The sequence below is a fragment of the Niallia circulans genome (assembly GCF_003726095.1).
Lineage (GTDB): Bacteria > Bacillota > Bacilli > Bacillales > Cytobacillaceae > Niallia > Niallia circulans_A.
In genome coordinates this window covers 4,059,016-4,083,117 of record NZ_CP026031.1, presented here as the reverse complement: position 1 = coordinate 4,083,117, position 24,102 = coordinate 4,059,016, and the positions used below count along the sequence as shown (strand labels likewise).

Annotated in this window: 35 protein-coding genes; all 35 read right to left on the bottom strand. The window is 38.5% G+C overall.

Annotated elements, in window-relative coordinates:
- Positions 1-132: 132 nt before the first annotated feature.
- The gene (rplQ, locus tag C2I06_RS19595) at positions 133-495 is read right to left on the bottom strand and encodes a 50S ribosomal protein L17 (protein WP_016204582.1); all 363 of its coding nucleotides are present in this window, start codon (positions 493-495) and stop codon (positions 133-135) included.
- 64 nt (positions 496-559) lie between these two features.
- Positions 560-1,504, bottom strand: coding sequence for a DNA-directed RNA polymerase subunit alpha (locus C2I06_RS19590; RefSeq protein WP_016204581.1), 945 nt, complete (start codon positions 1,502-1,504; stop codon positions 560-562).
- Between the two features lie 172 nt (positions 1,505-1,676).
- Positions 1,677-2,066 (bottom strand): 30S ribosomal protein S11, encoded by a 390-nt coding sequence (rpsK, locus tag C2I06_RS19585; RefSeq protein WP_016204580.1) that lies wholly within the window; start codon positions 2,064-2,066, stop codon positions 1,677-1,679.
- A gap of 22 nt (positions 2,067-2,088) precedes the next feature.
- Positions 2,089-2,454: a 30S ribosomal protein S13 gene (gene rpsM / locus C2I06_RS19580; RefSeq protein ID WP_016204579.1), complete on the bottom strand. Its 366-nt coding sequence runs from the start codon at positions 2,452-2,454 to the stop codon at positions 2,089-2,091.
- Positions 2,455-2,476: 22 nt separating this feature from the next.
- The gene (gene rpmJ / locus C2I06_RS19575; protein ID WP_000868344.1) at positions 2,477-2,590 is read right to left on the bottom strand and encodes a 50S ribosomal protein L36; all 114 of its coding nucleotides are present in this window, start codon (positions 2,588-2,590) and stop codon (positions 2,477-2,479) included.
- A 37-nt stretch (positions 2,591-2,627) separates the two neighbouring features.
- Positions 2,628-2,846: a translation initiation factor IF-1 gene (gene infA / locus C2I06_RS19570; RefSeq protein WP_016204578.1), complete on the bottom strand. Its 219-nt coding sequence runs from the start codon at positions 2,844-2,846 to the stop codon at positions 2,628-2,630.
- A gap of 834 nt (positions 2,847-3,680) precedes the next feature.
- Positions 3,681-4,331 (bottom strand): adenylate kinase, encoded by a 651-nt coding sequence (locus C2I06_RS19565; RefSeq protein WP_123258674.1) that lies wholly within the window; start codon positions 4,329-4,331, stop codon positions 3,681-3,683.
- Positions 4,332-4,392: 61 nt separating this feature from the next.
- Positions 4,393-5,688, bottom strand: a complete 1,296-nt coding sequence (gene secY, locus C2I06_RS19560; RefSeq protein ID WP_095333642.1) for a preprotein translocase subunit SecY — start codon at positions 5,686-5,688, stop codon at positions 4,393-4,395.
- Positions 5,688-6,128 carry a 50S ribosomal protein L15 gene (gene rplO / locus C2I06_RS19555; RefSeq protein ID WP_047943723.1) on the bottom strand — a complete coding sequence of 147 codons (441 nt, stop codon included), beginning with the start codon at positions 6,126-6,128 and terminating at the stop codon, positions 5,688-5,690. The genes secY and rplO overlap by 1 nt, the downstream gene beginning before the upstream one ends.
- A 32-nt stretch (positions 6,129-6,160) precedes the next feature.
- On the bottom strand, positions 6,161-6,343 hold the full coding sequence (rpmD, locus tag C2I06_RS19550; protein WP_016204574.1) for a 50S ribosomal protein L30: 183 nt from the start codon (positions 6,341-6,343) through the stop codon (positions 6,161-6,163).
- A gap of 13 nt (positions 6,344-6,356) precedes the next feature.
- A complete protein-coding gene (gene rpsE / locus C2I06_RS19545) occupies positions 6,357-6,857 on the bottom strand; it encodes a 30S ribosomal protein S5 (protein WP_047943722.1) in 501 nt (166 codons plus the stop codon).
- Between the two features lie 24 nt (positions 6,858-6,881).
- Complete coding sequence (rplR, locus tag C2I06_RS19540; protein WP_047943721.1) at positions 6,882-7,244, bottom strand: 50S ribosomal protein L18; 363 nt, start codon at positions 7,242-7,244, stop codon at positions 6,882-6,884.
- Between the two features lie 32 nt (positions 7,245-7,276).
- Positions 7,277-7,813, bottom strand: a complete 537-nt coding sequence (gene rplF, locus C2I06_RS19535) for a 50S ribosomal protein L6 (protein ID WP_095333640.1) — start codon at positions 7,811-7,813, stop codon at positions 7,277-7,279.
- Positions 7,814-7,844: 31 nt separating this feature from the next.
- A complete protein-coding gene (gene rpsH / locus C2I06_RS19530; protein ID WP_016204570.1) occupies positions 7,845-8,243 on the bottom strand; it encodes a 30S ribosomal protein S8 in 399 nt (132 codons plus the stop codon).
- Positions 8,244-8,273: 30 nt separating this feature from the next.
- Entirely contained in the window at positions 8,274-8,459 is a 186-nt protein-coding gene (rpsN, locus tag C2I06_RS19525) for a 30S ribosomal protein S14 (RefSeq protein ID WP_009499044.1), read from the bottom strand.
- 25 nt (positions 8,460-8,484) lie between these two features.
- Positions 8,485-9,024, bottom strand: coding sequence for a 50S ribosomal protein L5 (gene rplE, locus C2I06_RS19520; protein ID WP_047943719.1), 540 nt, complete (start codon positions 9,022-9,024; stop codon positions 8,485-8,487).
- 27 nt (positions 9,025-9,051) lie between these two features.
- On the bottom strand, positions 9,052-9,363 hold the full coding sequence (rplX, locus tag C2I06_RS19515; RefSeq protein WP_016204568.1) for a 50S ribosomal protein L24: 312 nt from the start codon (positions 9,361-9,363) through the stop codon (positions 9,052-9,054).
- A 36-nt stretch (positions 9,364-9,399) separates the two neighbouring features.
- The gene (gene rplN / locus C2I06_RS19510; RefSeq protein ID WP_016204567.1) at positions 9,400-9,768 is read right to left on the bottom strand and encodes a 50S ribosomal protein L14; all 369 of its coding nucleotides are present in this window, start codon (positions 9,766-9,768) and stop codon (positions 9,400-9,402) included.
- A 38-nt stretch (positions 9,769-9,806) separates the two neighbouring features.
- Positions 9,807-10,070, bottom strand: a complete 264-nt coding sequence (rpsQ, locus tag C2I06_RS19505) for a 30S ribosomal protein S17 (protein WP_031537905.1) — start codon at positions 10,068-10,070, stop codon at positions 9,807-9,809.
- A 20-nt stretch (positions 10,071-10,090) separates the two neighbouring features.
- Positions 10,091-10,294: a 50S ribosomal protein L29 gene (gene rpmC / locus C2I06_RS19500; RefSeq protein ID WP_003351417.1), complete on the bottom strand. Its 204-nt coding sequence runs from the start codon at positions 10,292-10,294 to the stop codon at positions 10,091-10,093.
- The gene (gene rplP / locus C2I06_RS19495; RefSeq protein WP_016204565.1) at positions 10,284-10,718 is read right to left on the bottom strand and encodes a 50S ribosomal protein L16; all 435 of its coding nucleotides are present in this window, start codon (positions 10,716-10,718) and stop codon (positions 10,284-10,286) included. Before rplP ends, rpmC begins: the two co-directional genes overlap by 11 nt.
- Position 10,719: 1 nt before the next feature.
- A complete protein-coding gene (rpsC, locus tag C2I06_RS19490; RefSeq protein WP_047943718.1) occupies positions 10,720-11,376 on the bottom strand; it encodes a 30S ribosomal protein S3 in 657 nt (218 codons plus the stop codon).
- Positions 11,377-11,379: 3 nt separating this feature from the next.
- The gene (rplV, locus tag C2I06_RS19485; RefSeq protein ID WP_047943717.1) at positions 11,380-11,721 is read right to left on the bottom strand and encodes a 50S ribosomal protein L22; all 342 of its coding nucleotides are present in this window, start codon (positions 11,719-11,721) and stop codon (positions 11,380-11,382) included.
- A gap of 18 nt (positions 11,722-11,739) precedes the next feature.
- Entirely contained in the window at positions 11,740-12,018 is a 279-nt protein-coding gene (gene rpsS / locus C2I06_RS19480; protein ID WP_016204562.1) for a 30S ribosomal protein S19, read from the bottom strand.
- Between the two features lie 60 nt (positions 12,019-12,078).
- On the bottom strand, positions 12,079-12,909 hold the full coding sequence (gene rplB / locus C2I06_RS19475) for a 50S ribosomal protein L2 (RefSeq protein WP_016204561.1): 831 nt from the start codon (positions 12,907-12,909) through the stop codon (positions 12,079-12,081).
- A 30-nt stretch (positions 12,910-12,939) separates the two neighbouring features.
- On the bottom strand, positions 12,940-13,224 hold the full coding sequence (gene rplW, locus C2I06_RS19470) for a 50S ribosomal protein L23 (protein ID WP_016204560.1): 285 nt from the start codon (positions 13,222-13,224) through the stop codon (positions 12,940-12,942).
- Complete coding sequence (rplD, locus tag C2I06_RS19465) at positions 13,224-13,847, bottom strand: 50S ribosomal protein L4 (RefSeq protein ID WP_095333638.1); 624 nt, start codon at positions 13,845-13,847, stop codon at positions 13,224-13,226. Before rplD ends, rplW begins: the two co-directional genes overlap by 1 nt.
- Before the next feature lie 28 nt (positions 13,848-13,875).
- Entirely contained in the window at positions 13,876-14,502 is a 627-nt protein-coding gene (gene rplC / locus C2I06_RS19460) for a 50S ribosomal protein L3 (protein ID WP_095333636.1), read from the bottom strand.
- 39 nt (positions 14,503-14,541) lie between these two features.
- The gene (gene rpsJ, locus C2I06_RS19455) at positions 14,542-14,850 is read right to left on the bottom strand and encodes a 30S ribosomal protein S10 (protein ID WP_009336571.1); all 309 of its coding nucleotides are present in this window, start codon (positions 14,848-14,850) and stop codon (positions 14,542-14,544) included.
- Between the two features lie 537 nt (positions 14,851-15,387).
- Positions 15,388-16,575, bottom strand: a complete 1,188-nt coding sequence (tuf, locus tag C2I06_RS19450) for an elongation factor Tu (RefSeq protein ID WP_095333634.1) — start codon at positions 16,573-16,575, stop codon at positions 15,388-15,390.
- Between the two features lie 117 nt (positions 16,576-16,692).
- Entirely contained in the window at positions 16,693-18,768 is a 2,076-nt protein-coding gene (gene fusA / locus C2I06_RS19445; RefSeq protein WP_095333632.1) for an elongation factor G, read from the bottom strand.
- A gap of 47 nt (positions 18,769-18,815) precedes the next feature.
- Positions 18,816-19,286, bottom strand: a complete 471-nt coding sequence (rpsG, locus tag C2I06_RS19440; RefSeq protein WP_016204554.1) for a 30S ribosomal protein S7 — start codon at positions 19,284-19,286, stop codon at positions 18,816-18,818.
- Between the two features lie 40 nt (positions 19,287-19,326).
- On the bottom strand, positions 19,327-19,749 hold the full coding sequence (gene rpsL / locus C2I06_RS19435; RefSeq protein WP_047943712.1) for a 30S ribosomal protein S12: 423 nt from the start codon (positions 19,747-19,749) through the stop codon (positions 19,327-19,329).
- A gap of 100 nt (positions 19,750-19,849) precedes the next feature.
- The gene (locus tag C2I06_RS19430; RefSeq protein ID WP_047943711.1) at positions 19,850-20,098 is read right to left on the bottom strand and encodes a 50S ribosomal protein L7ae-like protein; all 249 of its coding nucleotides are present in this window, start codon (positions 20,096-20,098) and stop codon (positions 19,850-19,852) included.
- Between the two features lie 216 nt (positions 20,099-20,314).
- On the bottom strand, positions 20,315-23,914 hold the full coding sequence (rpoC, locus tag C2I06_RS19425) for a DNA-directed RNA polymerase subunit beta' (RefSeq protein ID WP_047943710.1): 3,600 nt from the start codon (positions 23,912-23,914) through the stop codon (positions 20,315-20,317).
- Positions 23,915-24,102 lie beyond the last annotated feature (188 nt).

Here is a 24,102-nt window from a genome sequence, read left to right as displayed (position 1 = left end):
TGAAGATAAATGCTCATCATAACACTCTATATTGGCTTGATCAAAAGTGAGGATTATTAAAGAAAAAGGGCACTTGAACAAGTTTCATAACAATATAAACTGTCCCGTACCCTAAGTTTCTTTGAAATCCTATTACACTAACTCGATAATTACCATTGGTGCTCCGTCTCCGCGACGAGGACCCATTTTCATGATACGAGTGTAACCACCTTGACGATCAGTATAACGAGCAGCAACATCACTGAACAACTTTTGTACAGCGTCTTGGTTTGTTTCAGCATTAGCAACTTCATGACGTACATAAGCAGCTGCTTGACGACGTGCATGTAGATCTCCACGTTTACCAAGTGTAATCATTTTTTCTACAACAGAACGAAGTTCTTTTGCACGCGCTTCAGTTGTTTCAATGCGCTCATTGATGATTAAGTCTGTAGTTAAGTCACGTAACATAGCTTTACGTTGTGCGCTTGTGCGTCCTAACTTTCTGTAACCCATGTGAGATTCCCTCCTTTTGTTAAAATACAAGCTTTATAGATATCGTTCATAATCAAGAGACTTATCAGTCGTCTTTTCTTAATCCTAATCCAAGCTCTTCTAATTTATGTTTTACTTCTTCAAGAGATTTTCTACCTAAGTTTCGAACTTTCATCATATCTTCTTCCGTCTTATTCGCTAATTCTTGTACGGTATTAATACCAGCACGTTTTAAGCAGTTATAAGAACGAACAGAAAGATCTAATTCTTCGATTGTCATCTCAAGAACTTTTTCTTTTTGATCTTCTTCTTTTTCTACCATAATCTCAGCATTTTGTGCTTCGTCAGTTAACCCAACAAAGATATTCAAATGCTCAGTTAAAATCTTTGCACCAAGTGCGATAGCATCTTGAGGACCTGTACTACCGTCAGTCCACACGTCAAAAGTTAACTTATCATAATTAGTCAATTGACCAACACGAGTATTCTCTACTTGATAAGAAACACGAGATACTGGCGTAAAGATAGAGTCAATAGGAATTACACCAATAGGTTGATCTTCACGTTTGTTTTGCTCTGCTGGTGTGTATCCACGGCCACGCTTTGCAGTTAAACGCATGCGGAAATTTCCGTTACTCCCTAAAGTTGCGATATGAAGATCTGGATTTAAGATCTCTACATCACTATCATGTGTAATGTCTGCTGCTGTTACTACCCCTGCACCTTGCATATCAATCTCTAAAGTTTTTTCATCATCAGAGTATATTTTCAATGCTAGCTTTTTGATATTTAATATGATAGCTGTAACATCTTCTACGACGCCTTCAATAGTTGAGAACTCATGAAGTACCCCATCAATTTGAATGGATGTGACAGCGGCACCTGGCAGTGAGGATAGTAGAATACGACGTAAGGAGTTACCCAAAGTAGTACCATATCCACGCTCAAGTGGCTCTACGACGAACTTACCATACTTAGCATCATCGTTGATCTCAACCGTTTCGATTTTTGGTTTTTCTATTTCGATCATCAAGATATACCCTCCTTCAAAACGTCGAAACCTCGGTAATTTTTACCGAAATTCCCCATGTTTACGTTCCCGCTTGTGCACAACAACTGGGTTAGTTAATAAATCTGTACGGGTTCTAAAAGTTTTAGTCATATCCCATTATAGACAAGGATAGAAAATTTATACAGAAAAATTAAACTCGGCGACGTTTAGGTGGTCGGCAACCATTATGAGGAACTGGAGTTACGTCTCTGATCGCTGTAACTTCTAGTCCTGCAGCTTGAAGAGCACGAATAGCAGCTTCACGACCTGCACCTGGTCCTTTAACTGTTACTTCTAAAGTTTTCATACCGTGTTCCATAGATGCTTTTGCAGCAGTTTCAGCAGCCATTTGTGCAGCGAATGGAGTAGATTTACGAGAACCTCTGAATCCAAGTGCACCAGCGCTTGACCATGAAAGAGCATTTCCATGAACGTCTGTAATAGTTACGATAGTATTGTTGAAAGTAGAACGAATATGAGCAACACCAGACTCAATATTCTTTTTAACACGACGTTTACGTGTATTAGTTTTACGTGCCATTATAATGTACCTCCTTTACCGATTATTTTTTCTTATTAGCTACAGTCTTACGAGGACCTTTGCGAGTACGAGCGTTGTTTTTCGTGTTTTGTCCACGAACTGGTAAACCACGACGGTGACGAAGGCCACGGTAGCAACCAATTTCCATTAGACGCTTAATATTTAAAGAAATCTCACGACGAAGATCCCCTTCTACTTTTAAACCGTCAATGATATCACGGATTTTGTTTAATTCATCTTCCGTTAAATCACGAACGCGTGTATCTTCAGAAACACCAGCTTCTGCTAATACTTTTTGTGCAGTATTTTTTCCAATACCGTAAATGTAAGTTAAAGATATTACTACACGTTTTTCACGTGGAATATCCACACCAGCAATACGTGCCATCTATATGCGCACCTCCTTGTTATTAACCTTGTTTTTGTTTGTGTTTAGGGTTTTCACAGATAACCATAACTTTACCACGTCTGCGGATAACTTTACATTTTTCGCAGATTGGTTTAACAGATGGTCTAACTTTCATTATCCTAACCTCCTTGATAGTACGGAGTGCAATCAGATTATTTAAAGCGGTAAGTAATTCTTCCGCGAGTTAAGTCATATGGAGATAACTCAACCGTTACTTTATCACCAGGTAAAATACGGATGAAATGCATGCGAATTTTACCAGAAACGTGAGCCAATACAGTATGACCATTTTCTAATTCTACCTTAAACATGGCGTTCGGCAAAGTTTCAGTGATTGTGCCTTCAATTTCGATTACATCGTCTTTAGCCATCGAAAATCTCTCCTTTCCATAAAAAAATACGAGATCCATCTTAACTAATATAGCAAAGTGTAGCTCTTCTTGTCACACGATCGGTGTACATTAAACTACTCTGAACTGCTCCTATAATATAATAAAACTGCATTAAACTGCAACTAATTGATTATACCATAAGAGAAGGTACTTCGTCCGCTATTAATTATAAAAAAATATAATAATAGGCAAAGAAATAGAAAAAGGTTTAATGCTACCAACTAAACTTAGCATTGCTAGATCATTCATTTTAAGAAAGAAATGATCTTTCCTCTCATTACGAACATTCTATCAACAGCCTTGTGTCTTATCGTATCGAAGTATGCAAGCATTTATATGACCTTTTTCAAGAAAAATTGTCATTCTTCAAGAGTCTAGCCTTAAAACTTCCCACTCATACTTGGTTTCACTTGAAAAGCCACATAGATTTCGTATTTCAAGGATTTCGTAGACTGTTCGACAACTGCACACCTGTTCTAATACCAATCGTCATAATAGAAAGAATAATAGTTACATTACCTTCTTCACTACTAGATAAAAAAGCAATTCAAGCGGAGTTACCATGAAATCCAAAATACTCTGCACCAATTATCTAAATTGATTAATCTTTTAACGAAGATAAACATGTCAAAATAACACGGTTATGCTTTTTTTGTTACAGATATAACCATGAAAATTATTATACCTTTTGAAAAAAGGAAATGCATCATGTTTAGGAATAAACTCCTCAGCCATTTCATCCCAATTCTTCTATTTATTATCTCTGATTTATTTCCATGCTAGAGAACAGATTAGTCAAAGCAAAAGTTACTCTTATTTTAAAGTACTTAATAATTCATCAAGATCTACGAATACTTTATTAATATCTTGTTGTCCATTGATATTACGAAGATAACCTTTTGACTCATAGAAATCAAGTAATGGTTGAGACTGCTTAATATTAACTTCTAAACGATTTTTCACTGTTGCTTCATTATCATCTGCGCGTTGGTATAATTCGCCTCCACAACGATCACATGTATCTGGCTTGGATGGCGGATTAAACACTAGATGATAGGTTGCACCACAGCTTTTACAAATACGTCTGCCTGTTAAACGCTCCATTAATATCTCTTGATCCACTTGAACATTGATACAAAAGTCTAGTTTCTTATTCAATTCAAACAAAATATTTTCTAAAGCTTCTGCTTGAGGAACTGTACGAGGAAAACCATCTAAAAGAAAACCTTTTTCACAGTCATCCTTGCTAAGTCTTTCGCGAACAATACCAATAGTCACTTCATCTGGTACTAATTCACCTTTATCCATAAAAGATTTTGCTTTTAGTCCCAGTTCTGTTTCGTCTTTCATAGCCGCACGGAACATGTCGCCAGTTGAAATATGAGGGATGTCGTACTTCGCGACAATCTTCTCAGCTTGTGTACCTTTACCTGCGCCAGGGAGCCCCATTAAGACTAAATTCATGCGTATTCCCCCTCAAGTTCTCTTACATAAAATTCAAGGGACAAACGTCCCCTAAATTATACTATTTAATAAAACCTTTATAGTGTCGTTTTACTAATTGAGATTCTAATTGCTTCATTGTTTCCAATGCAACCCCAACCACAATTATAATACTTGTTCCGCCAATCTGAGCAGATTGTGGAAGCCCTGCAATATTAATAAAAAATACAGGAAGTATAGCAATAATGGCTAAGAATAGAGCTCCAACTAGTGTTAAACGAGATAGAACACGTGATAAATAATCTTGCGTACTTTTACCAGGTCGAATACCTGGAATATATCCACCTTGTTTTTTCAGATTTTCAGAAACTTGTTCTGGGTTTACCTGAATGAAAGCATAGAAATAAGTAAACGCAAGGATTAATACTGTATATATAATCATTCCTATTGGATGAGTATAATCAAATACTCTTTGAATCCAGGAAGTAACATCATTTTGCGGTAAGAATGATGCAATAGTTCTCGGTGTGACCAAGAAGGAAACTGCAAAGATAACTGGAATAACACCAGCAGAGTTTACTTTCAACGGTAAATGTGTTGATTGACCACCTGTGCTGCTATTTCCGTTTACCATTCTTTTAGCATATTGAATTGGTATCTTTCTAAGAGCTTGCTGAATGAAAATTACTCCTACTACTATTGCAATGACAGCTATAACAATTAAAGCTAACGTTACAATATTAAGGAACAATTGATCACCCGGGTTGTCAAACTGCTGAGCATAGATTTGATTAGCAATAGAAGGAATTCCTGCTGCGATACCAGCAAAAATGATAATAGAAATACCATTACCAACCCCTTTAGAAGTTATTAGTTCTCCTAACCACATCAAAAAGGCTGTACCTGCTGTTAACACGATCGAAATTACCAAATACGACGAAAATCCAGGTTTTGTAATCAATGCACCACCAGCAAGATTATTAAAACCGTATGACATACCAAAACCTTGGATAAGAGCTAGAACGATTGTAAAGTAACGCGTAAATTGCGTTAACTTTCTTCGTCCAGCCTCACCCTGCTTTGACCATTCCGTAAATTTTGGCACAACATCCATTTGTAATAAGCTTACTATAATAGATGCTGTAATATACGGCATGATCCCCATCGCAAGAATAGAAAAGTTTTTTAGTGCTCCACCACCGAAAGTATTTAAAATTCCGAAGGCGCTAAAAGCATCTTGTGCTTTTAAAAAGTCTGCATTCACGTATGGTACAGGAATAAATGTACCAAGGCGAAATATAATCAACATTAATAGGGTGAATATGATTTTTCGTCTTATTTCACCCACGCGCATAAAATTGGAGATTGTCTGAAACATCAGATCACCTCTGTTTGACCGCCGGCAGCTTCAATAGCTTCCTTTGCAGCAGAGGAGAATTTATGAGCTTTAACAGTAAGCTTTTTCTCTACATTGCCTTTTGCAAGAATCTTAATTCCTGCTTTTTCGTTGCTAACAACTCCTGTTTCGATAAGAAGTTCTGGAGTTACTTCAGTTCCCTCTTCAAAACGATTTAGAGTATCTAAATTAACAATAGCGTATTCTTTACGGTTGATATTAGTAAAACCACGTTTAGGTAAACGACGGAATAAAGGCGTTTGACCACCTTCGAATCCAGGTCTTACACCCCCACCTGAACGTGCGTTTTGACCTTTATGACCTTTACCAGCAGTTTTACCATTACCTGAACCGATACCGCGCCCTTTGCGTTTACGTTCTTGACGAGAACCTTCTGCAGGTTTTAATTCATGAAGTTTCATTTTGGCACCTCCTTATTGAAGAAGAATGATTTTTAGTTTTCTTTTACAGTTACAAGATGTGATACTTTATTGATCATACCGCGAATTGCAGCATTATCTTGTTGAACAACTGTTTGATTTACCTTACGTAATCCTAAAGCTTTAACTGTTTCGCGTTGGTCTTGCGGACGACCAATTACGCTTCTAGTGAGGGTAATTTCCAGATTGTTTGCCATTTAATTTCCCTCCTTATCCTAACAGTTCTTCTACTGATTTTCCACGTAACTTCGCTACGTCTTCAGCACGTTTTAATTGTTTTAAACCGTCTAAAGTTGCACGAACCATGTTAATTGGTGTGTTAGTACCTAATGACTTAGATAAGATATCAGCTACACCAGCTAATTCAAGCACAGCACGTACTGGACCACCAGCGATAACTCCTGTACCTGCAGAAGCAGGCTTTAATAGAATTTCACCAGCTCCGAAATGTCCGATAATTTCGTGTGGAATTGTTGTACCAACCATTGGTACTTCAATAAGATTTTTCTTCGCATCTTCAACCGCTTTGCGAATTGCATCAGGTACTTCTTGAGCTTTACCAGTACCAAAACCAACGTTACCATTTTTGTCCCCAACTACTACTAGAGCAGAGAAACGAAAACGACGTCCACCTTTAACAACTTTCGCTACACGGTTAACTGTAACTACGCGTTCTTCAAGTTCAAGTTTGTTTGGATCAATACGACGCATCTTTTTATGTCCCTCCTTTGTCTATTAAAATTCTAGGCCGTTCTCACGAGCAGCATCAGCTAAAGCTTTTACGCGACCATGATATAAATATCCTCCGCGGTCAAATACTACTGATTTAATTCCTTTTTCTACAGCACGTTTAGCTACTAATTCACCGATCTTAACTGCAGCTTCTAAATTACCAGTAGATTCAAGGTTAAGCTCTTTATCTAATGAAGATGCACTTGCGATTGTTACACCGTTAACATCATCAATTAATTGAGCGTAAATGTGTTTGTTTGAACGGAACACATTTAAACGAGGACGAGCTTCAGTTCCGCTAAGTTTAGAACGCACACGTGCGTGTCTTTTCTTACGAACTTGATTTTTATCAGCCTTCGTAATCATTTAGGTCACTCCTTTCGTTTACCTATGCGGCATTACTTACCAGTTTTACCTTCTTTTCTACGTACATATTCGCCTTCATAACGGATACCTTTCCCTTTATAAGGTTCTGGTGGACGAACGTCACGAATGTTAGCAGCAAGTGCTCCAACACGCTCTTTACTAGTTCCTTTTACAACTACTTTCGTAGCAGATGGTACTTCGATTTCAATACCAGCTTCTGGTTCGATTTCTACTGGATGAGAGTAACCTACGTTCAATACAAGTTTGCTTCCTTGTTTTTGAGCACGGTAACCGACACCGATTAATTCAAGACCTCTCTCAAAGCCTTTTGAAACACCCTCCACCATGTTAGATAACAATGCACGAGTTGTTCCATGTAATGCACGATGTTCCTTCACATCAGAAGGACGAGTTACATTAATCACGTTTTCTTCTAAGCTGATCGCAATATCAGAATTAAAAGTACGAGTTAATTCACCTTTAGGACCTTTCACCGTTACAGTACTTTTATCAATAGTAACTGTAACGCCTGCTGGTACTTCGATTGGTTTTTTACCTACACGAGACATTTAGTTGCACCTCCATTCATTAAACCTATTATTACCAAACGTATGCTAATACTTCTCCGCCAACTTGTTTCGCACGAGCTTCTTTATCAGTAAGTACTCCTTGAGAAGTAGAAACTAATGCAATTCCAAGACCGTTTAATACACGAGGTACTTCTGTTGCTTTCGCATAAACACGAAGACCAGGTTTACTAATTCTTTTAAGTCCAGTTATTACACGCTCGTTGCTTGAACCGTATTTTAAGAAAATGCGGATAATACCTTGTTTGTTGTCTTCGATATATTCTACATCACGTACAAAACCTTCACGCTTTAAAATTTCAGCGATCTCTTTTTTGATGTTAGAAGCAGGAACTTCTAATTTTTCGTGACGAACCATATTCGCATTACGGATTCTTGTAAGCAAATCTGCAATTGGATCTGTCATAACCATTTGTATTTACCTCCTTCCCAATATCGGGTTTTACCAGCTAGCTTTTTTCACACCAGGAATTTGTCCCTTATACGCTAATTCGCGGAAACAAATACGGCAAAGCTTAAATTTACGGTACACAGAATGTGGACGACCACAACGTTCGCAACGTGTGTATTCTTGTACTTTATATTTAGGCGTGCGTTTTTGTTTCGCAATCATTGACTTCTTAGCCACATCTTCGCCTCCCTCTAATTAGAGATTACTTTTGGAACGGCATTCCAAATTGAGTTAACAGTTCACGAGCTTCTTCATCTGTTTTTGCAGTTGTAACGATAACAATATCCATTCCTCTAACTTTGTTTACTTTATCGTAATCAATTTCAGGGAAAATCAATTGTTCTTTAACACCTAGAGTGTAGTTACCGCGTCCATCAAATGATTTTTTAGATACACCACGGAAGTCACGTACACGTGGAAGAGAAACAGATACAAGTTTATCAAGGAATTGATACATGCGTTCTCCACGAAGAGTAACTTTTGCTCCGATAGGCATTCCTTCACGTAGACGGAAACCTGCAATTGACTTCTTAGCACGAGTGATTACTGGCTTTTGACCTGTAATTTGTGCTAATTCTTCAACAGCAACATCTAATGCTTTAGCGTTTGCTACCGCATCACCGACACCCATGTTAACAACGATTTTTTCCAGTTTTGGAACTTCCATAACTGATTTATAATTGAACTTGCTCATAAGAGCAGGAGTAGTTTCTTTAACAAATTTTTCTTTTAGGCGGTTCATTCATTGTACCTCCCTTCTTCATTTGAACTATTTATCTAGAATTTCACCGGATTTTTTCGCTACGCGTACTTTTTTACCATCAACCGTTTTTGATCCTACACGAGTAGGTTCACCAGTTTTAGGGTCGATAGGCATAACGTTGGATACATGAATAGCAGCTTCCTGGTCATTGATTCCACCTTGTGGATTCAATTGGGATGGCTTAGAGTGCTTCTTAACAATGTTGATTCCTTCAACGATCACGCGATCTTTTTTAGGGAATGCAGCAAGAACAACACCAGTTTTGCCTTTATCCTTACCAGAGATGACCATTACTTTGTCACCTTTTTTAACATGCATCTTTTCGCACCTCCTTAAAGGCAATTAAAATTTATATTATAGTACTTCTGGAGCTAATGATACAATCTTCATAAAGTTGTTATCGCGAAGTTCGCGTGCAACTGGTCCAAAGATACGTGTTCCACGTGGACTCTTATCATCACGGATAATTACACATGCGTTTTCATCGAAACGAATGTAAGTACCGTCTGCACGACGAACACCACTTTTAGTTCTAACGACTACTGCTTTAACTACGTCACCTTTTTTAACAACGCCACCTGGTGTTGCTTGTTTCACAGTAACGACGATGATATCACCGATGTTTGCAGTTTTACGTCCTGAACCACCAAGAACTTTAATAGTAAGTACTTCACGAGCACCAGAGTTGTCAGCAACTTTCAAACGTGATTCTTGTTGAATCATGTGTGTAACCTCCCTTCGGGATGCTTAATTCCGAACAATTATATAATAACTGCTTTTTCTACTACTTCTACAAGACGGAAACGTTTTGTAGCTGATAACGGGCGAGTTTCCATAATGCGTACGATATCGCCAGTTTTTGCTGTGTTTTGCTCATCATGAGCTTTATACTTCTTAGAGTATTTCACGCGTTTGCCATATAAAGGGTGTTTTTTGTATGTTTCAACAACAACTGTAATGGTTTTATCCATTTTATCAGATACAACACGACCAGTATAGACTTTGCGTTGATTGCGTTCGCTCATTCTACGAACCTCCTCTCAACTTATCGATTATTGACGCCGATTTCTCTCTCACGAATGACAGTTTTCATTCGAGCGATCGCTTTGCGTACTTCACGAATGCGAGCTGTATTTTCAAGTTGTCCAGTCGCTAATTGAAAGCGAAGGTTGAAAAGCTCTTCTTTTAAGGATTTAACTTTTTGTTCAATTTCAGCAGTGGTAAGGTCACGAATTTCATTAGCTTTCATTAGTTTCACCACCAATTTCTTCACGTTTTACAAACTTACATTTAACAGGAAGTTTGTGCGCTGCAAGACGAAGAGCTTCACGAGCGATCTCTTCAGATACACCAGCTACTTCGAACATAATTTTTCCAGGCTTAACTACCGCTACCCAACCTTCAGGAGCACCCTTACCGGAACCCATTCGGACTTCAAGAGGCTTAGCAGTATAAGGCTTATGAGGGAAAATTTTAATCCAAACTTTACCGCCACGTTTCATATAACGTGTCATTGCAATACGAGCAGACTCGATTTGACGGTTTGTAATCCAAGAAGCTTCTAAAGATTGTAAACCATATTCACCGAATGCAACTTCTGTACCACCTTTTGCTTGACCACGCATTTTACCACGATGAACACGACGATATTTTACACGTTTAGGTAGTAACATATTATTTGCCTCCTTCCTCAGTTTTCTTCTTCGTTGGAAGGATCTCTCCACGATAGATCCAAACTTTTACACCTAATTTACCATAAGTTGTATCAGCTTCAGCAGTTGCATAGTCGATATCTGCGCGTAGAGTGTGCAATGGAACAGTTCCTTCGCTATAAGACTCTGAACGAGCGATATCTGCGCCGCCTAGACGACCTGATACCATTGTTTTGATACCTTTAGCACCAGCACGCATTGAACGTTGGATTGCTTGTTTTTGAGCACGACGGAAAGATACACGGTTTTCTAATTGACGAGCAATGTTCTCAGCAACTAGTTTCGCATCCATATCTGCTCTTTTAATTTCTAAAATATTGATGTGTACACGTTTGCCAGTAAGTGAGTTAAGAGCTTTACGTAAAGCTTCAACTTCTGTTCCACCTTTACCAATAACCATACCTGGTTTAGCAGTGTGGATAGTAACATTTAAGCGGTTAGCAGCACGCTCGATTTCTACTTTAGAAACAGAAGCATCACTTAGGCGTTTTGTAATATACTCACGTACCTTTAGGTCTTCGTGTAAAAGATCAGCATAGTCTTTACCTGCGAACCATTTAGATTCCCAGTCACGAATGATCCCGACACGTAAACCGACTGGATTTACTTTTTGACCCACTAATTACCCCTCCTTCTTTTCTGATACAACGATAGTGATGTGGCTAGTACGTTTGTTAATTTGACTTGCACGACCTTGTGCACGTGGACGGAATCTCTTTAGAGTTGGTCCTTCATTAACGTATGCTTGCTCAACCACTAGGTTATTAATATCCATTTCGTAGTTATGCTCTGCGTTAGCAATAGCAGATTTTAAAACTTTCTCTACGATTGGAGAAGCTGCTTTTGGAGTTAACTTCAAAATAGCTACCGCTTCACCAACTTGCTTTCCTCGAATTAAATCTACGACTAAACGAGCTTTACGAGGAGCAATACGAACTGTATTTGCAACAGCTTTTGCTTGCATTAGAATGCCCTCCTCTCATTAACGTCTTGTTTTCTTATCGTCACTTGCATGACCTTTGTAAGTACGAGTTGGAGCAAATTCTCCAAGTTTGTGACCTACCATGTCTTCAGTAACATAAACTGGAACATGTTTACGACCATCATAAACAGCGATTGTTTGACCGATGAATTGTGGGAAGATCGTAGAACGACGAGACCAAGTTTTCACAACTTGCTTCTTATCACTATCACTTAATTTTTCGATCTTTGTTAGTAAATGATCATCAACAAAAGGTCCTTTTTTTAAGCTGCGACCCATAATGGAACCTCCCTTCGTGATTGTTCTACGGTTCTATCATTGAACCGTAGTTCAACCCCGTTATTTTTTACGGCTACGTACAATAAATTTATCAGATTTATTTTTCTTGCTACGCGTTTTGTAACCAAGTGTTGGTTTACCCCATGGAGACATTGGTGATTTACGTCCGATTGGAGCGCGTCCTTCACCACCACCGTGTGGATGGTCATTAGGGTTCATTACAGATCCACGTACAGTTGGGCGTTTACCTAACCAACGATTACGACCTGCTTTACCAATGTTGATTAATTCATGTTGTTCATTACCAACTTGACCGATTGATGCACGGCAAGTAGCAAGAATTAAACGAACTTCACCAGAATTTAAACGTACAAGTACGTATTTCCCTTCTTTACCAAGCACTTGAGCGCTTGTTCCAGCAGAGCGAACTAATTGTCCACCTTTACCTGGTTTTAACTCGATGTTGTGGATTACTGTACCAACTGGAATGTTAGCAAGTGGTAATGCATTACCTGGCTTGATATCAGCCTCAGGCCCTGACATAACTTCTAATCCAACTTCTAAATTTTTCGGTGCAAGAATGTAGCGTTTTTCACCGTCTACATAATTGATTAACGCGATATTAGCAGATCTATTTGGATCGTACTCAATTGTAGCAACGCGTCCTGGAATGCCATCTTTGTCACGTTTAAAATCGATTACACGATATTGACGCTTATGACCTCCACCTTGATGACGAACAGTTAACTTACCTTGGTTATTACGGCCGCCTTTTCTGTGTAAAGGAGCAAGTAATGACTTTTCAGGAGTACTTGTAGTGATTTCACTAAAGTCTGAAGACGTCATATTACGTCGACCGTTGGAGGTAGGTTTATATTTTTTAATCGCCATTTGTGTTCCCTCCTCTTCTAAATATTATTATTAAGCTTCAAAGAATTCGATTTCTTTGCTGTCAGCTGTTAATTTAACAATTGCCTTACGACGTTTGTTTGTGTATCCACCAAAACGTCCCATACGCTTGAATTTACCTTTGTAGTTCATGATGTTAACTTTTTCAACTTTAACGCCAAAGATTTCTTCGACAGCATCTTTAACTTGAGTTTTATTAGCTCTTACATCAACTTCAAACGTGTATTTTTTATCAACCATTAAATCAGTAGAACGTTCAGTGATAACGGGGCGCTTAATCGTATCGCGTGCATCCATTATGCAAGCACCTCCTCTACTTTTTCAACCGCTGCTTTTGTCATGATTAATTTATCATGGTTTAAAACATCTAATACTGTAATTCCAGAAGCAGTAACAACTGTTACCCCCGGGATGTTACGAGCAGATAATGCTACGTTTTCATCAAGGTCAGCTGTAACGATTAATGCTTTCTTTTCTACAGAAAGATTACCTAATACGGCTTTGAAATCTTTAGTTTTAGGTGCATCAAAAGCAAGGCTTTGTAATACTAAAATATTTTCTTCTAATACTTTAGTAGATAATGCGGATTTAATTGCTAATCTACGAACTTTTTTAGGTAATTTATAGCTATAGCTACGCGGAACCGGTCCAAATACCGTACCACCACCACGCCATTGTGGAGATCTGATAGATCCTTGACGTGCACGTCCTGTACCTTTTTGGCGCCATGGCTTACGTCCACCACCAGCAACCTCAGAACGAATTTTAGTTTTATGAGTTCCTTGACGTAAAGAAGCTCTTTGCATAACAACTGCTTCAAATAAAACACTTTTGTTAGGCTCGATACCAAATACTGATTCATTTAATTCGATATCTCCAGCTTGCTTACCGTCTTGGTTGAATAATGCAACTTTAGGCATTCTTATTTCCTCCTTTCCAGATTAATAATTATGCTTTAACAGCAGTTTTGATTTTTAATAAAGCTTTTCTAGCTCCAGGTACATTACCTTTAATTAATAGAAGATTGCGTTCTGCATCTACTTTAACGATTTCTAAGTTTTGAACAGTAATTTGTTCTCCACCCATACGTCCTGGTAATGCTTTCCCTTTAAATACACGGTTTGGTGCTACAGGTCCCATTGAACCCGGACGACGATGGTAACGAGATCCGTGAGCCATTGGTCCGCGGGATTGTCCATGGCGCTTAATTGAACCTTGGAAACCTTTCCCTTTAGAAACACCTGTTACATCCACTATATCGCCTTCAGCGAAAATACTTACATTGACTTCTTGACCAACCTCGTACTCTTCCACGCTAACATCTCTAAATTCACGAACGAAGCGCTTAGGAGCAGTACTTGCTTTAGCAACATGTCCTTGTTCAGGTTTGTTAGCTAACTTTTCACGTTTGTTTTCAAATCCGATTTGTACTGCTGCATAGCCATCAGCTTCAACAGTTTTCTTTTGAAGAACAACGTTCTCAGCAGCTTCCACTACAGTTACAGGGATAAGATTGCCGTTATCAGCGAATACTTGAGTCATACCTATTTTTCTTCCTAAGATTCCTTTGGTCATTTAAGTCACACCTCCTGATTGTTTAAATGTTTATTTCAATTATAATTTAATTTCGATATCTACACCTGATGGTAAATCCAGACGCATTAGTGAATCAACTGTTTGTGGAGTTGGGTTCACGATGTCGATTAGACGTTTATGCGTACGCATTTCAAACTGTTCACGAGAATCTTTATATTTATGAACCGCACGTAGGATTGTGTATATAGACTTCTCTGTTGGTAACGGAATCGGTCCAGATACAGCAGCACCAGAACGTTTTGCAGTTTCAACGATTTTCTCAGCTGATTGATCCAAAATTCTATGATCATACGCTTTTAAACGAATACGAATTTTTTGTTTTGCCATTATTTTCCCTCCTTTTCGCCTATTTTAGAATAGACATTCTCCGCAGGAATTTCCCACACACTCGCCATGGCAAAGCGGCCGGGTGTGTCAGCAACCTCCCACATCATCGCAAGTCAAAGACCAACATTGTCTATTATACATAAAAACGCCTAGAAAAGCAACAACATTTATTATTTTTCTTTCGTTTTAGTACACTCAGATTATTATACATATTCCATGATCATATTTCAACCCAATGTATAATTGTCAGTCAATTGGTAATGAACCGTTTAGATTGAGAAAACTATTATTAAGACTTTTATATTCTAACAAAAAATAGTGAAAGATTATATAGAAAGATTTTGGAAAACGTCTTTCTTCTATATTAATAACCCTATCTATTATAGCTAACCTGAGAATATTTAAACATTATTCCTTTATACAATCATTATCCAAATAGCATAATAACTATTTGCGCTCCTAAATCTATTTTAATACGATAGATTTGTTCACAAAAAAAACAAGCTGATTCGTCAGCTTGTTTTTTATCAAAGGTTATTATTCAACGATAGTAGCAACGACACCAGCGCCTACTGTACGTCCACCTTCACGAATAGAGAATTTAGTTCCTTCTTCGATAGCGATAGAAGAAATTAATTCAACATCCATTTCGATGTTATCGCCAGGCATAACCATTTCTACACCTTCAGGTAAGTTACAAATACCAGTTACATCAGTTGTACGGAAGTAGAACTGAGGACGGTAGTTTGTGAAGAATGGAGTATGACGTCCACCTTCTTCTTTTGATAATACGTAAACTTCTGCTTTGAATTTTACGTGTGGAGTAATTGAACCTGGTTTTGCTAATACTTGACCACGTTGGATTTCTTCACGAGCAACCCCACGAAGAAGTGCACCAATGTTATCTCCAGCTTCAGCATAATCAAGTAATTTACGGAACATTTCAACACCAGTTACAGTAGTTGATTTTTTCTCTTCAGCTAAACCGATGATGTCTACAACGTCACCAACTTTAACTTGTCCACGCTCAACACGACCTGTTGCAACTGTACCACGACCAGTGATTGAGAATACATCCTCAACTGGCATCATGAATGGTTTGTCAGTGTCACGAGTTGGAGTTGGGATATATTCATCAACTGCAGCCATAAGCTCAGTGATTTTTTCTTCCCAAGCAGCATCTCCTTCAAGAGCTTTAAGAGCAGAACCTTTAATTACAGGAATATCATCACCAGGGAATTCATATTCTGTTAATAGGTCACGTACTTCCATTTCTACTAATTCTAATAATTCTTCATCATCAACCATATCACATTTGTTTAAGAATACTACTAAGTGAGGTACACCAACTTGACGAGAAAGAAGGATGTGCTCACGAGTTTGTGGCATTGGACCATCAGTAGCAGATACTACTAAGATACCACCATCCATTTGAGCAGCACCAGTGATCATGTTTTTAACATAGTCAGCATGTCCTGGGCAGTCAACGTGTGCATAGTGACGAGTAGCAGTTTCGTACTCAACGTGTGCAGTTGAGATTGTGATTCCACGCTCACGCTCTTCTGGAGCAGCGTCGATTTGATCATAACCGCGAGCTTCACCGCCACCAACTTTAGAAAGTACAGTTGTGATAGCAGCTGTTAATGTAGTTTTACCATGGTCAACGTGACCAATTGTTCCAATATTTACGTGTGGCTTAGAACGATCGTATTTAGCTTTTGCCATTAGGAAAATCCTCCTTTGATTTGTAAAAAATAAGTATTTTTATAGAGCTGTGATTAATGATCACAGCTTTATTGCCTACATAGTAGTTATACTTCATTAAAAAGGTAAAATCAACAATTACCCTTTATTTTTTTTGATGATCTCTTCAGAGATTGATTTTGGTACTTCTTCATAGTGATCAAACACCATAGAGAATACTCCACGACCTTGCGTGCTTGAACGTAATGTCGTAGCATAACCAAACATTTCAGAAAGAGGAACCATCGCACGAACAACTTGTGCGTTACCACGAGCTTCCATACCTTCAACACGTCCACGACGTGAAGTGATATTACCCATGATATCACCCATGTATTCTTCAGGGATGATAACTTCTACCTTCATAACAGGTTCAAGAATTACAGGATTACATTTAGATGCTGCATTTTTCAATGCCATTGAAGCAGCGATTTTGAACGCCATTTCAGATGAGTCAACATCATGGTATGATCCATCAAATAATTTAGCTTTGATGTCTACCATTGGATAACCAGCAAGTACTCCTCTTTGTAATGCATCTTCTAAACCAGCTTGAACCGGAGCGATGTATTCACGTGGAACAACACCACCGACGATAGCATTTTCAAATTCGAATCCTTTACCTTCTTCGTTTGGTGAGAACTCAATCCAAACGTGACCATATTGTCCACGTCCACCAGATTGACGTGTGAATTTCCCTTCAACTGCAGCAGATGAACGGAATGTTTCACGGTAAGCAACCTGAGGAGCACCAACATTAGCTTCAACTTTGAACTCACGACGCATACGGTCTACAAGAATATCTAAGTGAAGTTCACCCATACCAGCGATGATAACCTGACCAGTTTCCTGGTTTGTATGCGCGCGGAATGTTGGATCTTCTTCTTGTAATTTTTGTAGTGCAGTTGTCATTTTATCTTGGTCAGCTTTTGATTTTGGCTCAATAGACAATTCGATAACCGGCTCTGGGAATTCCATTGATTCTAAGATTACTAAATCCTTTTCATCACATAGAGTATCTCCAGTAGTAGTATCTTTTAAACCTACAGCTGCTGCGATATCACCAGCATATACTTCTGTAATCTCTTGACGACTGTTTGCGTGCATTTGTAGAATACGTCCTACGCGCTCACGCTTACCTTTTGTAGAGTTTTGTACATATGAACCAGAGCTCAATGTACCAGAGTATACACGGAAGAATGTCAGTTTACCAACGAATGGATCTGTCATTACTTTGAATGCAAGAGCAGCGAATGGCTCATCATCACTTGAATGCTTTTCGATCACTTCATCTGAATCAGGAGCAGTACCTTTAATTGCTGGTACGTCTAATGGAGATGGTAAGTATTCAATAACAGCATCAAGCATTTTTTGAACACCTTTGTTTTTGAAAGCAGAACCACAGATTACTGGGTAGAATTCAACGTTAACTGTACCTTTACGGATAGCAGCTTTTAATTCATCAGTAGTGATTTCCTCACCACCAAGATATTTTTCCATTAACTCTTCATCAAGTTCAGCTACAGCTTCAACCAATTTCTCATGGTATTCTTCTGCTAACTCTCTGTAGTCTTCTGGAATTTCACGTTCTTGAATATCTGTTCCTAAGTCATTTCCGTAGAAAGTTGCTTTCATTTCAACTAAGTCAATGATACCTTCGAATTGATCTTCAGCACCAATTGGTAGTTGAATTGCATGAGCGTTTGCTTGTAAACGGTCATGTAAAGTTTTTAATGAATAAAGGAAATCTGCACCGATTTTATCCATTTTGTTTACGAATACTACACGAGGTACACCATATGTTGTTGCTTGACGCCAAACAGTTTCTGTTTGTGGCTCAACACCAGATTGTGCATCAAGTACTGCAACAGCACCATCAAGTACACGCAGAGAACGTTCAACTTCAACAGTGAAGTCTACGTGTCCTGGAGTATCAATGATGTTTACACGGTTACCTTTCCATTGTGCAGTTGTTGCTGCTGATGTGATGGTAATTCCACGCTCTTGTTCTTGCTCCATCCAGTCCATTTGAGATGCACCTTCGTGAGTTTCACCAATTTTGTGGATACGACCAGTGTAGTAAAGTACACGCTCAGTTGTAGTCGTTTTACCAGCATCAATATGTGCCATGATACCAATATTACGAGTGTTTTCTAAGGAGAACTCTCTTGCCATTTGGTCTTTCTCCTTTCATAATGAAAGTATTTTTGTAAATTATAATTTTACCAACGGTAGTGAGCAAACGCTTTGTTCGCTTCTGCCATTTTGTGTGTATCTTCACGTTTCTTAACTGATGCACCAGTGTTGTTAGCTGCATCTAAGATTTCGTTAGCTAGTCTCTCTTCCATTGTTTTCTCTCCGCGAAGACGAGCATAGTTAACTAACCAGCGAAGACCTAAAGTTGTACGTCTTTCAGGACGAACCTCCACTGGAACTTGATAGTTAGAACCACCAACACGGCGTGCTCTTACTTCAAGAACTGGCATGATATTCTTTAATGCTTGATCAAATACTTCAATCGCTTCTTTTCCAGAACGCTCAGCAACGATTTCGAATGCTGAATATAGGATAGCTTGCGATTTCCCTCTTTTACCATCAATCATCATTTTGTTGATTAAACGAGATACAAGCTTTGAATTGTAAATCGGATCTGGTAATACGTCTCTTTTTGCTACAGGACCTTTACGTGGCATTTGATTTCCTCCTTTCAATTATGCTATAAATTCTATTTTATTATTTTTTAGCTGCTTTTGGTTTTTTAGTACCGTATTTAGAACGACCTTGCATACGGTTGTTAACTCCAGCAGTATCAAGCGCACCGCGTACGATATGATAACGTACCCCCGGTAAGTCTTTTACACGTCCTCCACGGATTAGTACAACACTATGTTCTTGTAGGTTGTGACCAATACCAGGAATGTATGCTGTTACTTCGATACCATTTGTTAAACGAACACGTGCATATTTACGTAATGCAGAGTTTGGTTTTTTCGGTGTCATTGTACCAACACGAGTACATACCCCACGTTTTTGAGGTGAAGATACGTTTGTTTGTGCTTTTTTGAAACTGTTATAACCTTTGTTTAACGCAGGAGACTTCGACTTCTCTTCAGTAGATTGACGAGGCTTGCGCACTAATTGGTTAATTGTTGGCATTTCTTTTTCCTCCCTTCCTTTATGTTTGAAGCCCACACATCCAGGTGGTTCATATTAGGGCAAAAACAAAGTTCTCATGGTTAATTCCATAAAAACAGTTTTAAATAATTATGGCAACAGTTGCTGCGCCTACTTCTATTCCGCATGATTCGCCAAGCTTCTTCATGGATTCAACAAGTATAATAGGAATATTCACTTCTTCAGCTACCTCAGATACCTTTCTAATGATCATCGGATCGGCATCCTCTGCAACGATAACCTCAGTTGCAATCCCTTTTTTTAACGCTTTTACTGTTTGCTTTGTTCCTACTACTATTTTACTTGCCTGTCGTACTTTTTCATAAGACATTTTTATATCCTCCAAAGCAACAGGTGAATAGGAGCACCTTTGATATAGTATCATCTATAAAATTAGATGTCAATTATTTTCCTAAAAAACTTTCCTTTAAAAAATAGATATATTCATAAAAGGTATGGATGTTGACCTATCTATCAATTCACAAATGATAGATAGGTCAACGTAATAACCATATGCCTTTTTTGGAAAAGATCTAATTTATCGCTATTACTCTACAGTAACAGACTCTTCTGTTAGTTCTTCTGCAGTAATAGGTTCAGCATGACGATATCTTGGCATACCAGTTCCAGCAGGAACTAATTTACCAATAATTACATTCTCTTTCAATCCTAGTAATTCATCGCGTTTACCTTTAATCGCAGCATCTGTCAGAACTCTTGTAGTTTCTTGGAATGATGCAGCTGATAAGAATGAATCTGTTTCAAGAGATGCTTTTGTGATACCAAGTAATACCGGTCTTCCTGTTGCAGGAAGTTTTCCTTCTCTTAAAGCTTTTGCGTTTGCATCAGTAAATTGGTGAATGTCTAATAGAGTACCTGGTAATACATCTGTCTCACCAGCATCTACCACTCTGATTTTGCGTAGCATTTGGCGAACCATTACTTCTACGTGCTTATCACCAATTTCTACCCCTTGCATACGATAAACTTTTTGTACTTCACGAAGTAGATATTCTTGTACTGCTGTAACGTTTTTCACTTTAATTAATTCTTTCGGATCAATAGAACCTTCTGTTAATTCCTGCCCTTGCTCTACTACATCATCAACTTTTACTTTAAGCCTTGCTGTATAAGGAGCAGTATATGTTCTAGTTTCTAATTCACCTTGAACAACAATTTCATGTTGACGGTCTCTACCTTCGTTGATACCAACAACAACCCCTGCCATTTCCGTAATAACCGCTTGCCCTTTTGGATTACGAGCTTCGAATATTTCTTGGATACGAGGTAAACCTTGTGTGATATCGTCTCCAGCAACCCCACCAGTATGGAATGTACGCATTGTTAACTGTGTACCCGGTTCCCCGATAGATTGTGCTGCAATAATACCAACAGCTTCTCCAACTTCCACTTCTTGACCAGTTGCTAGGTTGCGACCATAACATTTTTTACATACACCATGACGAGTATTACATGTAAACGCCGAACGGATCCATACTTCTTCGATATTAGCTTCAACAATTTCCACTGCTAAATCTTCTGTAATAAGTCCATTTTCAGGAACAATAACTTCGTTCGTTTCTGGGTGTTTAATTGATCTTCTTGCATATCTTCCGATTAAACGCTCATCTAGTGATTCGATAATTTCTGTACCTTCTTTAAGCGCCGAAACTAATAATCCTCTGTCTGTACCACAATCATCCTCACGAACAATGACATCTTGTGCTACGTCAACAAGACGACGAGTCAAGTAACCAGAGTCTGCTGTTTTTAGTGCTGTATCGGCAAGACCTTTACGCGCACCATGTGTAGAGATAAAGTACTCTAATACCGTTAAACCTTCACGGAAACTTGAGATAATCGGTAATTCGATGATTCTACCAGCCGGGTTGGCCATCAAACCACGCATACCAGCAAGCTGTGTAAAGTTAGATGCGTTACCACGGGCTCCGGAGTCACTCATCATAAAGATTGGATTACGTTTATCTAAGGATTTCATCAGTTTTGCCTGGATTGTATCTTTTGCAGCACTCCAGATAGAAATAACGCGATCATAACGCTCTTCCTCTGTGATTAATCCACGTCTAAACTGTTTCATTACATTATCTACTTTGCTTTGTGCTTCTTCGATAATTTCTTGTTTTTCGCCTAATACTACGATGTCAGCTACACCAACAGTAATACCAGCTTTAGTAGAATGTTTAAATCCTAAGTCTTTCATTCTATCCAACATCTTAGAAGTTTCTGTTATCTTGAATCGTTTAAAGACTTCAGCAATTATATTACCTAAAATTTTCTTTTTGAACGGTTCGATAATTGGCAACTCTCTAATTGCAGCAGGTACATCTACACCTGGCTCAACAAAGTATCTTTCAGGAGTTTTTTCTTCTAAGTTTGTTTTCGTTGGTTCGTTAATGTACGGGAAAGATTTTGGTAAAATTTCATTGAACACTAACTTACCTACTGTTGTTAACAACAATTGTTTATTCTGTTCTTCTGTAAATGTTTCGTTATTTAAAGAACTAGCACGTACCGCTACACGAGTGTGTAAATGCACATAACCATTTTGATAAGCTAATAAAGCCTCATTTGTATCATTGAAGATCATACCTTCTCCAACTGCACCTTCACGCTCTAATGTTAGGTAGTAGTTTCCTAATACCATATCCTGCGAAGGAGTAACAACTGGCTTACCATCTTTAGGGTTCAAAATGTTTTGGGCTGCAAGCATAAGTAAACGAGCTTCTGCTTGTGCTTCAGATGATAACGGAACGTGAACCGCCATTTGGTCTCCGTCAAAGTCAGCGTTGTAAGCTGTACATACTAGCGGATGTAGACGAATTGCACGGCCTTCTACTAGCGTTGGTTCAAATGCTTGAATACCTAATCTGTGTAAAGTTGGGGCGCGGTTAAGTAAAACAGGGTGCTCCTTAATAACTTCCTCCAGCACATCCCAAACTTCCGGTTGAAGTCTTTCGATTTTTCTTTTCGCAGATTTAATATTGTGGGCAATACCCTTTTCTACTAACTCTTTCATTACGAAAGGCTTAAATAATTCAATCGCCATTTCTCTAGGTAGACCACATTGATACATCTTTAAGTTCGGACCTACAACGATAACAGAACGACCAGAATAATCAACACGTTTTCCTAATAAGTTTTGACGGAAACGTCCTTGTTTACCTTTAAGCATATGTGACAATGACTTAAGTGGTCTGTTACCAGGACCAGTTACTGGACGTCCGCGACGGCCGTTATCAATCAACGCATCTACAGCTTCTTGGAGCATACGTTTTTCGTTTTGTACGATAATGCTTGGTGCACCTAAGTCTAATAATCTTTTTAGACGATTATTACGGTTAATAACACGACGGTATAAATCATTTAGGTCAGAAGTCGCAAAGCGGCCACCATCTAATTGAACCATCGGGCGCAATTCTGGAGGAATTACTGGAAGCACGTCAAGAATCATCCAAGAAGGCTCATTTCCAGAACCACGGAACGCTTCTAATACTTCTAGTCTTTTAATCGCACGAGTTCTTCTTTGCCCTTGTGCTGTTTTTAATTCTTCTTTTAATGCATCTACTTCTTTATTTAAATCAATATCTGATAATAACTTCTTTATAGATTCAGCACCCATTGAAGCTTGGAACTTCACACCGTATTTATCACGGTATGCTCTATACTCTTTCTCTGAAAGAAGTTGTTTCTTCTCAAGAGCAGTGTCACCTGGATCTGTTACAACATAAGAAGCAAAATAAATAACTTCTTCCAGTGCACGTGGAGACATATCTAACACTAGACCCATACGGCTTGGGATTCCTTTGAAATACCAAATATGTGATACCGGAGCCGCTAATTCGATGTGTCCCATACGTTCACGACGAACCTTTGCACGAGTAACTTCTACTCCACAACGGTCACAGACTACCCCTTTGTATCTAACACGCTTGTATTTACCACAGTGACATTCCCAGTCTTTTGTAGGACCAAAAATACGCTCACAGAACAAGCCATCTTTTTCCGGTTTTAAAGTACGATAGTTAATTGTTTCTGGCTTTTTGACTTCACCAAATGACCATGAACGGATTTTATCTGGCGAAGCTAGACCTATTTTCATATATTCAAAATTATTAACATCCAACAAGGGTCCTACCTCCCTTTCGATCTTCAGGCTTTTGCCTTACTTAAAAACTTCTAAAAACATTTATAATCAAAGACAGGCCGTCACAAAAGGGTCTGACTTCACTTGAATAATCTATTTTAAAAGATATAAAAGGATCTTCTATCTAGATGTCTTCGCAGTGGAGTCTGACCCTTTTGTTTTTAGACAGG

Coding starts and splice junctions, on each gene's coding strand:
- rplQ (WP_016204582.1), bottom strand. CDS start 495: ATGGGTTACAGAAAGTTAGGACGCACAAGCGCACAACGTAAAGCTATG.
- C2I06_RS19590 (WP_016204581.1), bottom strand. CDS start 1,504: ATGATCGAAATAGAAAAACCAAAAATCGAAACGGTTGAGATCAACGAT.
- rpsK (WP_016204580.1), bottom strand. CDS start 2,066: ATGGCACGTAAAACTAATACACGTAAACGTCGTGTTAAAAAGAATATT.
- rpsM (WP_016204579.1), bottom strand. CDS start 2,454: ATGGCACGTATTGCTGGTGTGGATATTCCACGTGAAAAACGTGTAGTA.
- rpmJ (WP_000868344.1), bottom strand. CDS start 2,590: ATGAAAGTTAGACCATCTGTTAAACCAATCTGCGAAAAATGTAAAGTT.
- infA (WP_016204578.1), bottom strand. CDS start 2,846: ATGGCTAAAGACGATGTAATCGAAATTGAAGGCACAATCACTGAAACT.
- C2I06_RS19565 (WP_123258674.1), bottom strand. CDS start 4,331: ATGAATTTAGTCTTAATGGGGCTCCCTGGCGCAGGTAAAGGTACACAA.
- secY (WP_095333642.1), bottom strand. CDS start 5,688: ATGTTTCAGACAATCTCCAATTTTATGCGCGTGGGTGAAATAAGACGA.
- rplO (WP_047943723.1), bottom strand. CDS start 6,128: ATGAAACTTCATGAATTAAAACCTGCAGAAGGTTCTCGTCAAGAACGT.
- rpmD (WP_016204574.1), bottom strand. CDS start 6,343: ATGGCAAACAATCTGGAAATTACCCTCACTAGAAGCGTAATTGGTCGT.
- rpsE (WP_047943722.1), bottom strand. CDS start 6,857: ATGCGTCGTATTGATCCAAACAAACTTGAACTTGAAGAACGCGTAGTT.
- rplR (WP_047943721.1), bottom strand. CDS start 7,244: ATGATTACGAAGGCTGATAAAAATCAAGTTCGTAAGAAAAGACACGCA.
- rplF (WP_095333640.1), bottom strand. CDS start 7,813: ATGTCTCGTGTAGGTAAAAAACCAATCGAAGTACCAGCAGGCGTTACA.
- rpsH (WP_016204570.1), bottom strand. CDS start 8,243: ATGGTTATGACAGATCCAATTGCAGATTTGCTTACAAGAATCCGTAAT.
- rplE (WP_047943719.1), bottom strand. CDS start 9,024: ATGAACCGCCTAAAAGAAAAATTTGTTAAAGAAACTACTCCTGCTCTT.
- rplX (WP_016204568.1), bottom strand. CDS start 9,363: ATGCATGTTAAAAAAGGTGACAAAGTAATGGTCATCTCTGGTAAGGAT.
- rplN (WP_016204567.1), bottom strand. CDS start 9,768: ATGATTCAACAAGAATCACGTTTGAAAGTTGCTGACAACTCTGGTGCT.
- rpsQ (WP_031537905.1), bottom strand. CDS start 10,070: ATGAGCGAACGCAATCAACGCAAAGTCTATACTGGTCGTGTTGTATCT.
- rpmC (WP_003351417.1), bottom strand. CDS start 10,294: ATGAAAGCTAATGAAATTCGTGACCTTACCACTGCTGAAATTGAACAA.
- rplP (WP_016204565.1), bottom strand. CDS start 10,718: ATGTTACTACCTAAACGTGTAAAATATCGTCGTGTTCATCGTGGTAAA.
- rplV (WP_047943717.1), bottom strand. CDS start 11,721: ATGCAAGCAAAAGCTGTTGCAAATACAGTTCGTATTGCTCCTCGTAAA.
- rpsS (WP_016204562.1), bottom strand. CDS start 12,018: ATGGGTCGCAGCTTAAAAAAAGGACCTTTTGTTGATGATCATTTACTA.
- rplB (WP_016204561.1), bottom strand. CDS start 12,909: ATGGCGATTAAAAAATATAAACCTACCTCCAACGGTCGACGTAATATG.
- rplW (WP_016204560.1), bottom strand. CDS start 13,224: ATGGATGCACGCGATACGATTAAGCGCCCCGTTATCACTGAACGTTCT.
- rplD (WP_095333638.1), bottom strand. CDS start 13,847: ATGCCTAAAGTTGCATTATTCAACCAAGACGGTAAGCAAGCTGGAGAT.
- rplC (WP_095333636.1), bottom strand. CDS start 14,502: ATGACCAAAGGAATCTTAGGAAGAAAAATAGGTATGACTCAAGTATTC.
- rpsJ (WP_009336571.1), bottom strand. CDS start 14,850: ATGGCAAAACAAAAAATTCGTATTCGTTTAAAAGCGTATGATCATAGA.
- tuf (WP_095333634.1), bottom strand. CDS start 16,575: ATGGCAAAAGCTAAATACGATCGTTCTAAGCCACACGTAAATATTGGA.
- fusA (WP_095333632.1), bottom strand. CDS start 18,768: ATGGCAAGAGAGTTCTCCTTAGAAAACACTCGTAATATTGGTATCATG.
- rpsG (WP_016204554.1), bottom strand. CDS start 19,286: ATGCCACGTAAAGGTCCTGTAGCAAAAAGAGACGTATTACCAGATCCG.
- rpsL (WP_047943712.1), bottom strand. CDS start 19,749: ATGCCAACAATTAACCAATTAGTGCGCAAGCCTCGTCAATCTACTGAA.
- C2I06_RS19430 (WP_047943711.1), bottom strand. CDS start 20,098: ATGTCTTATGAAAAAGTACGACAGGCAAGTAAAATAGTAGTAGGAACA.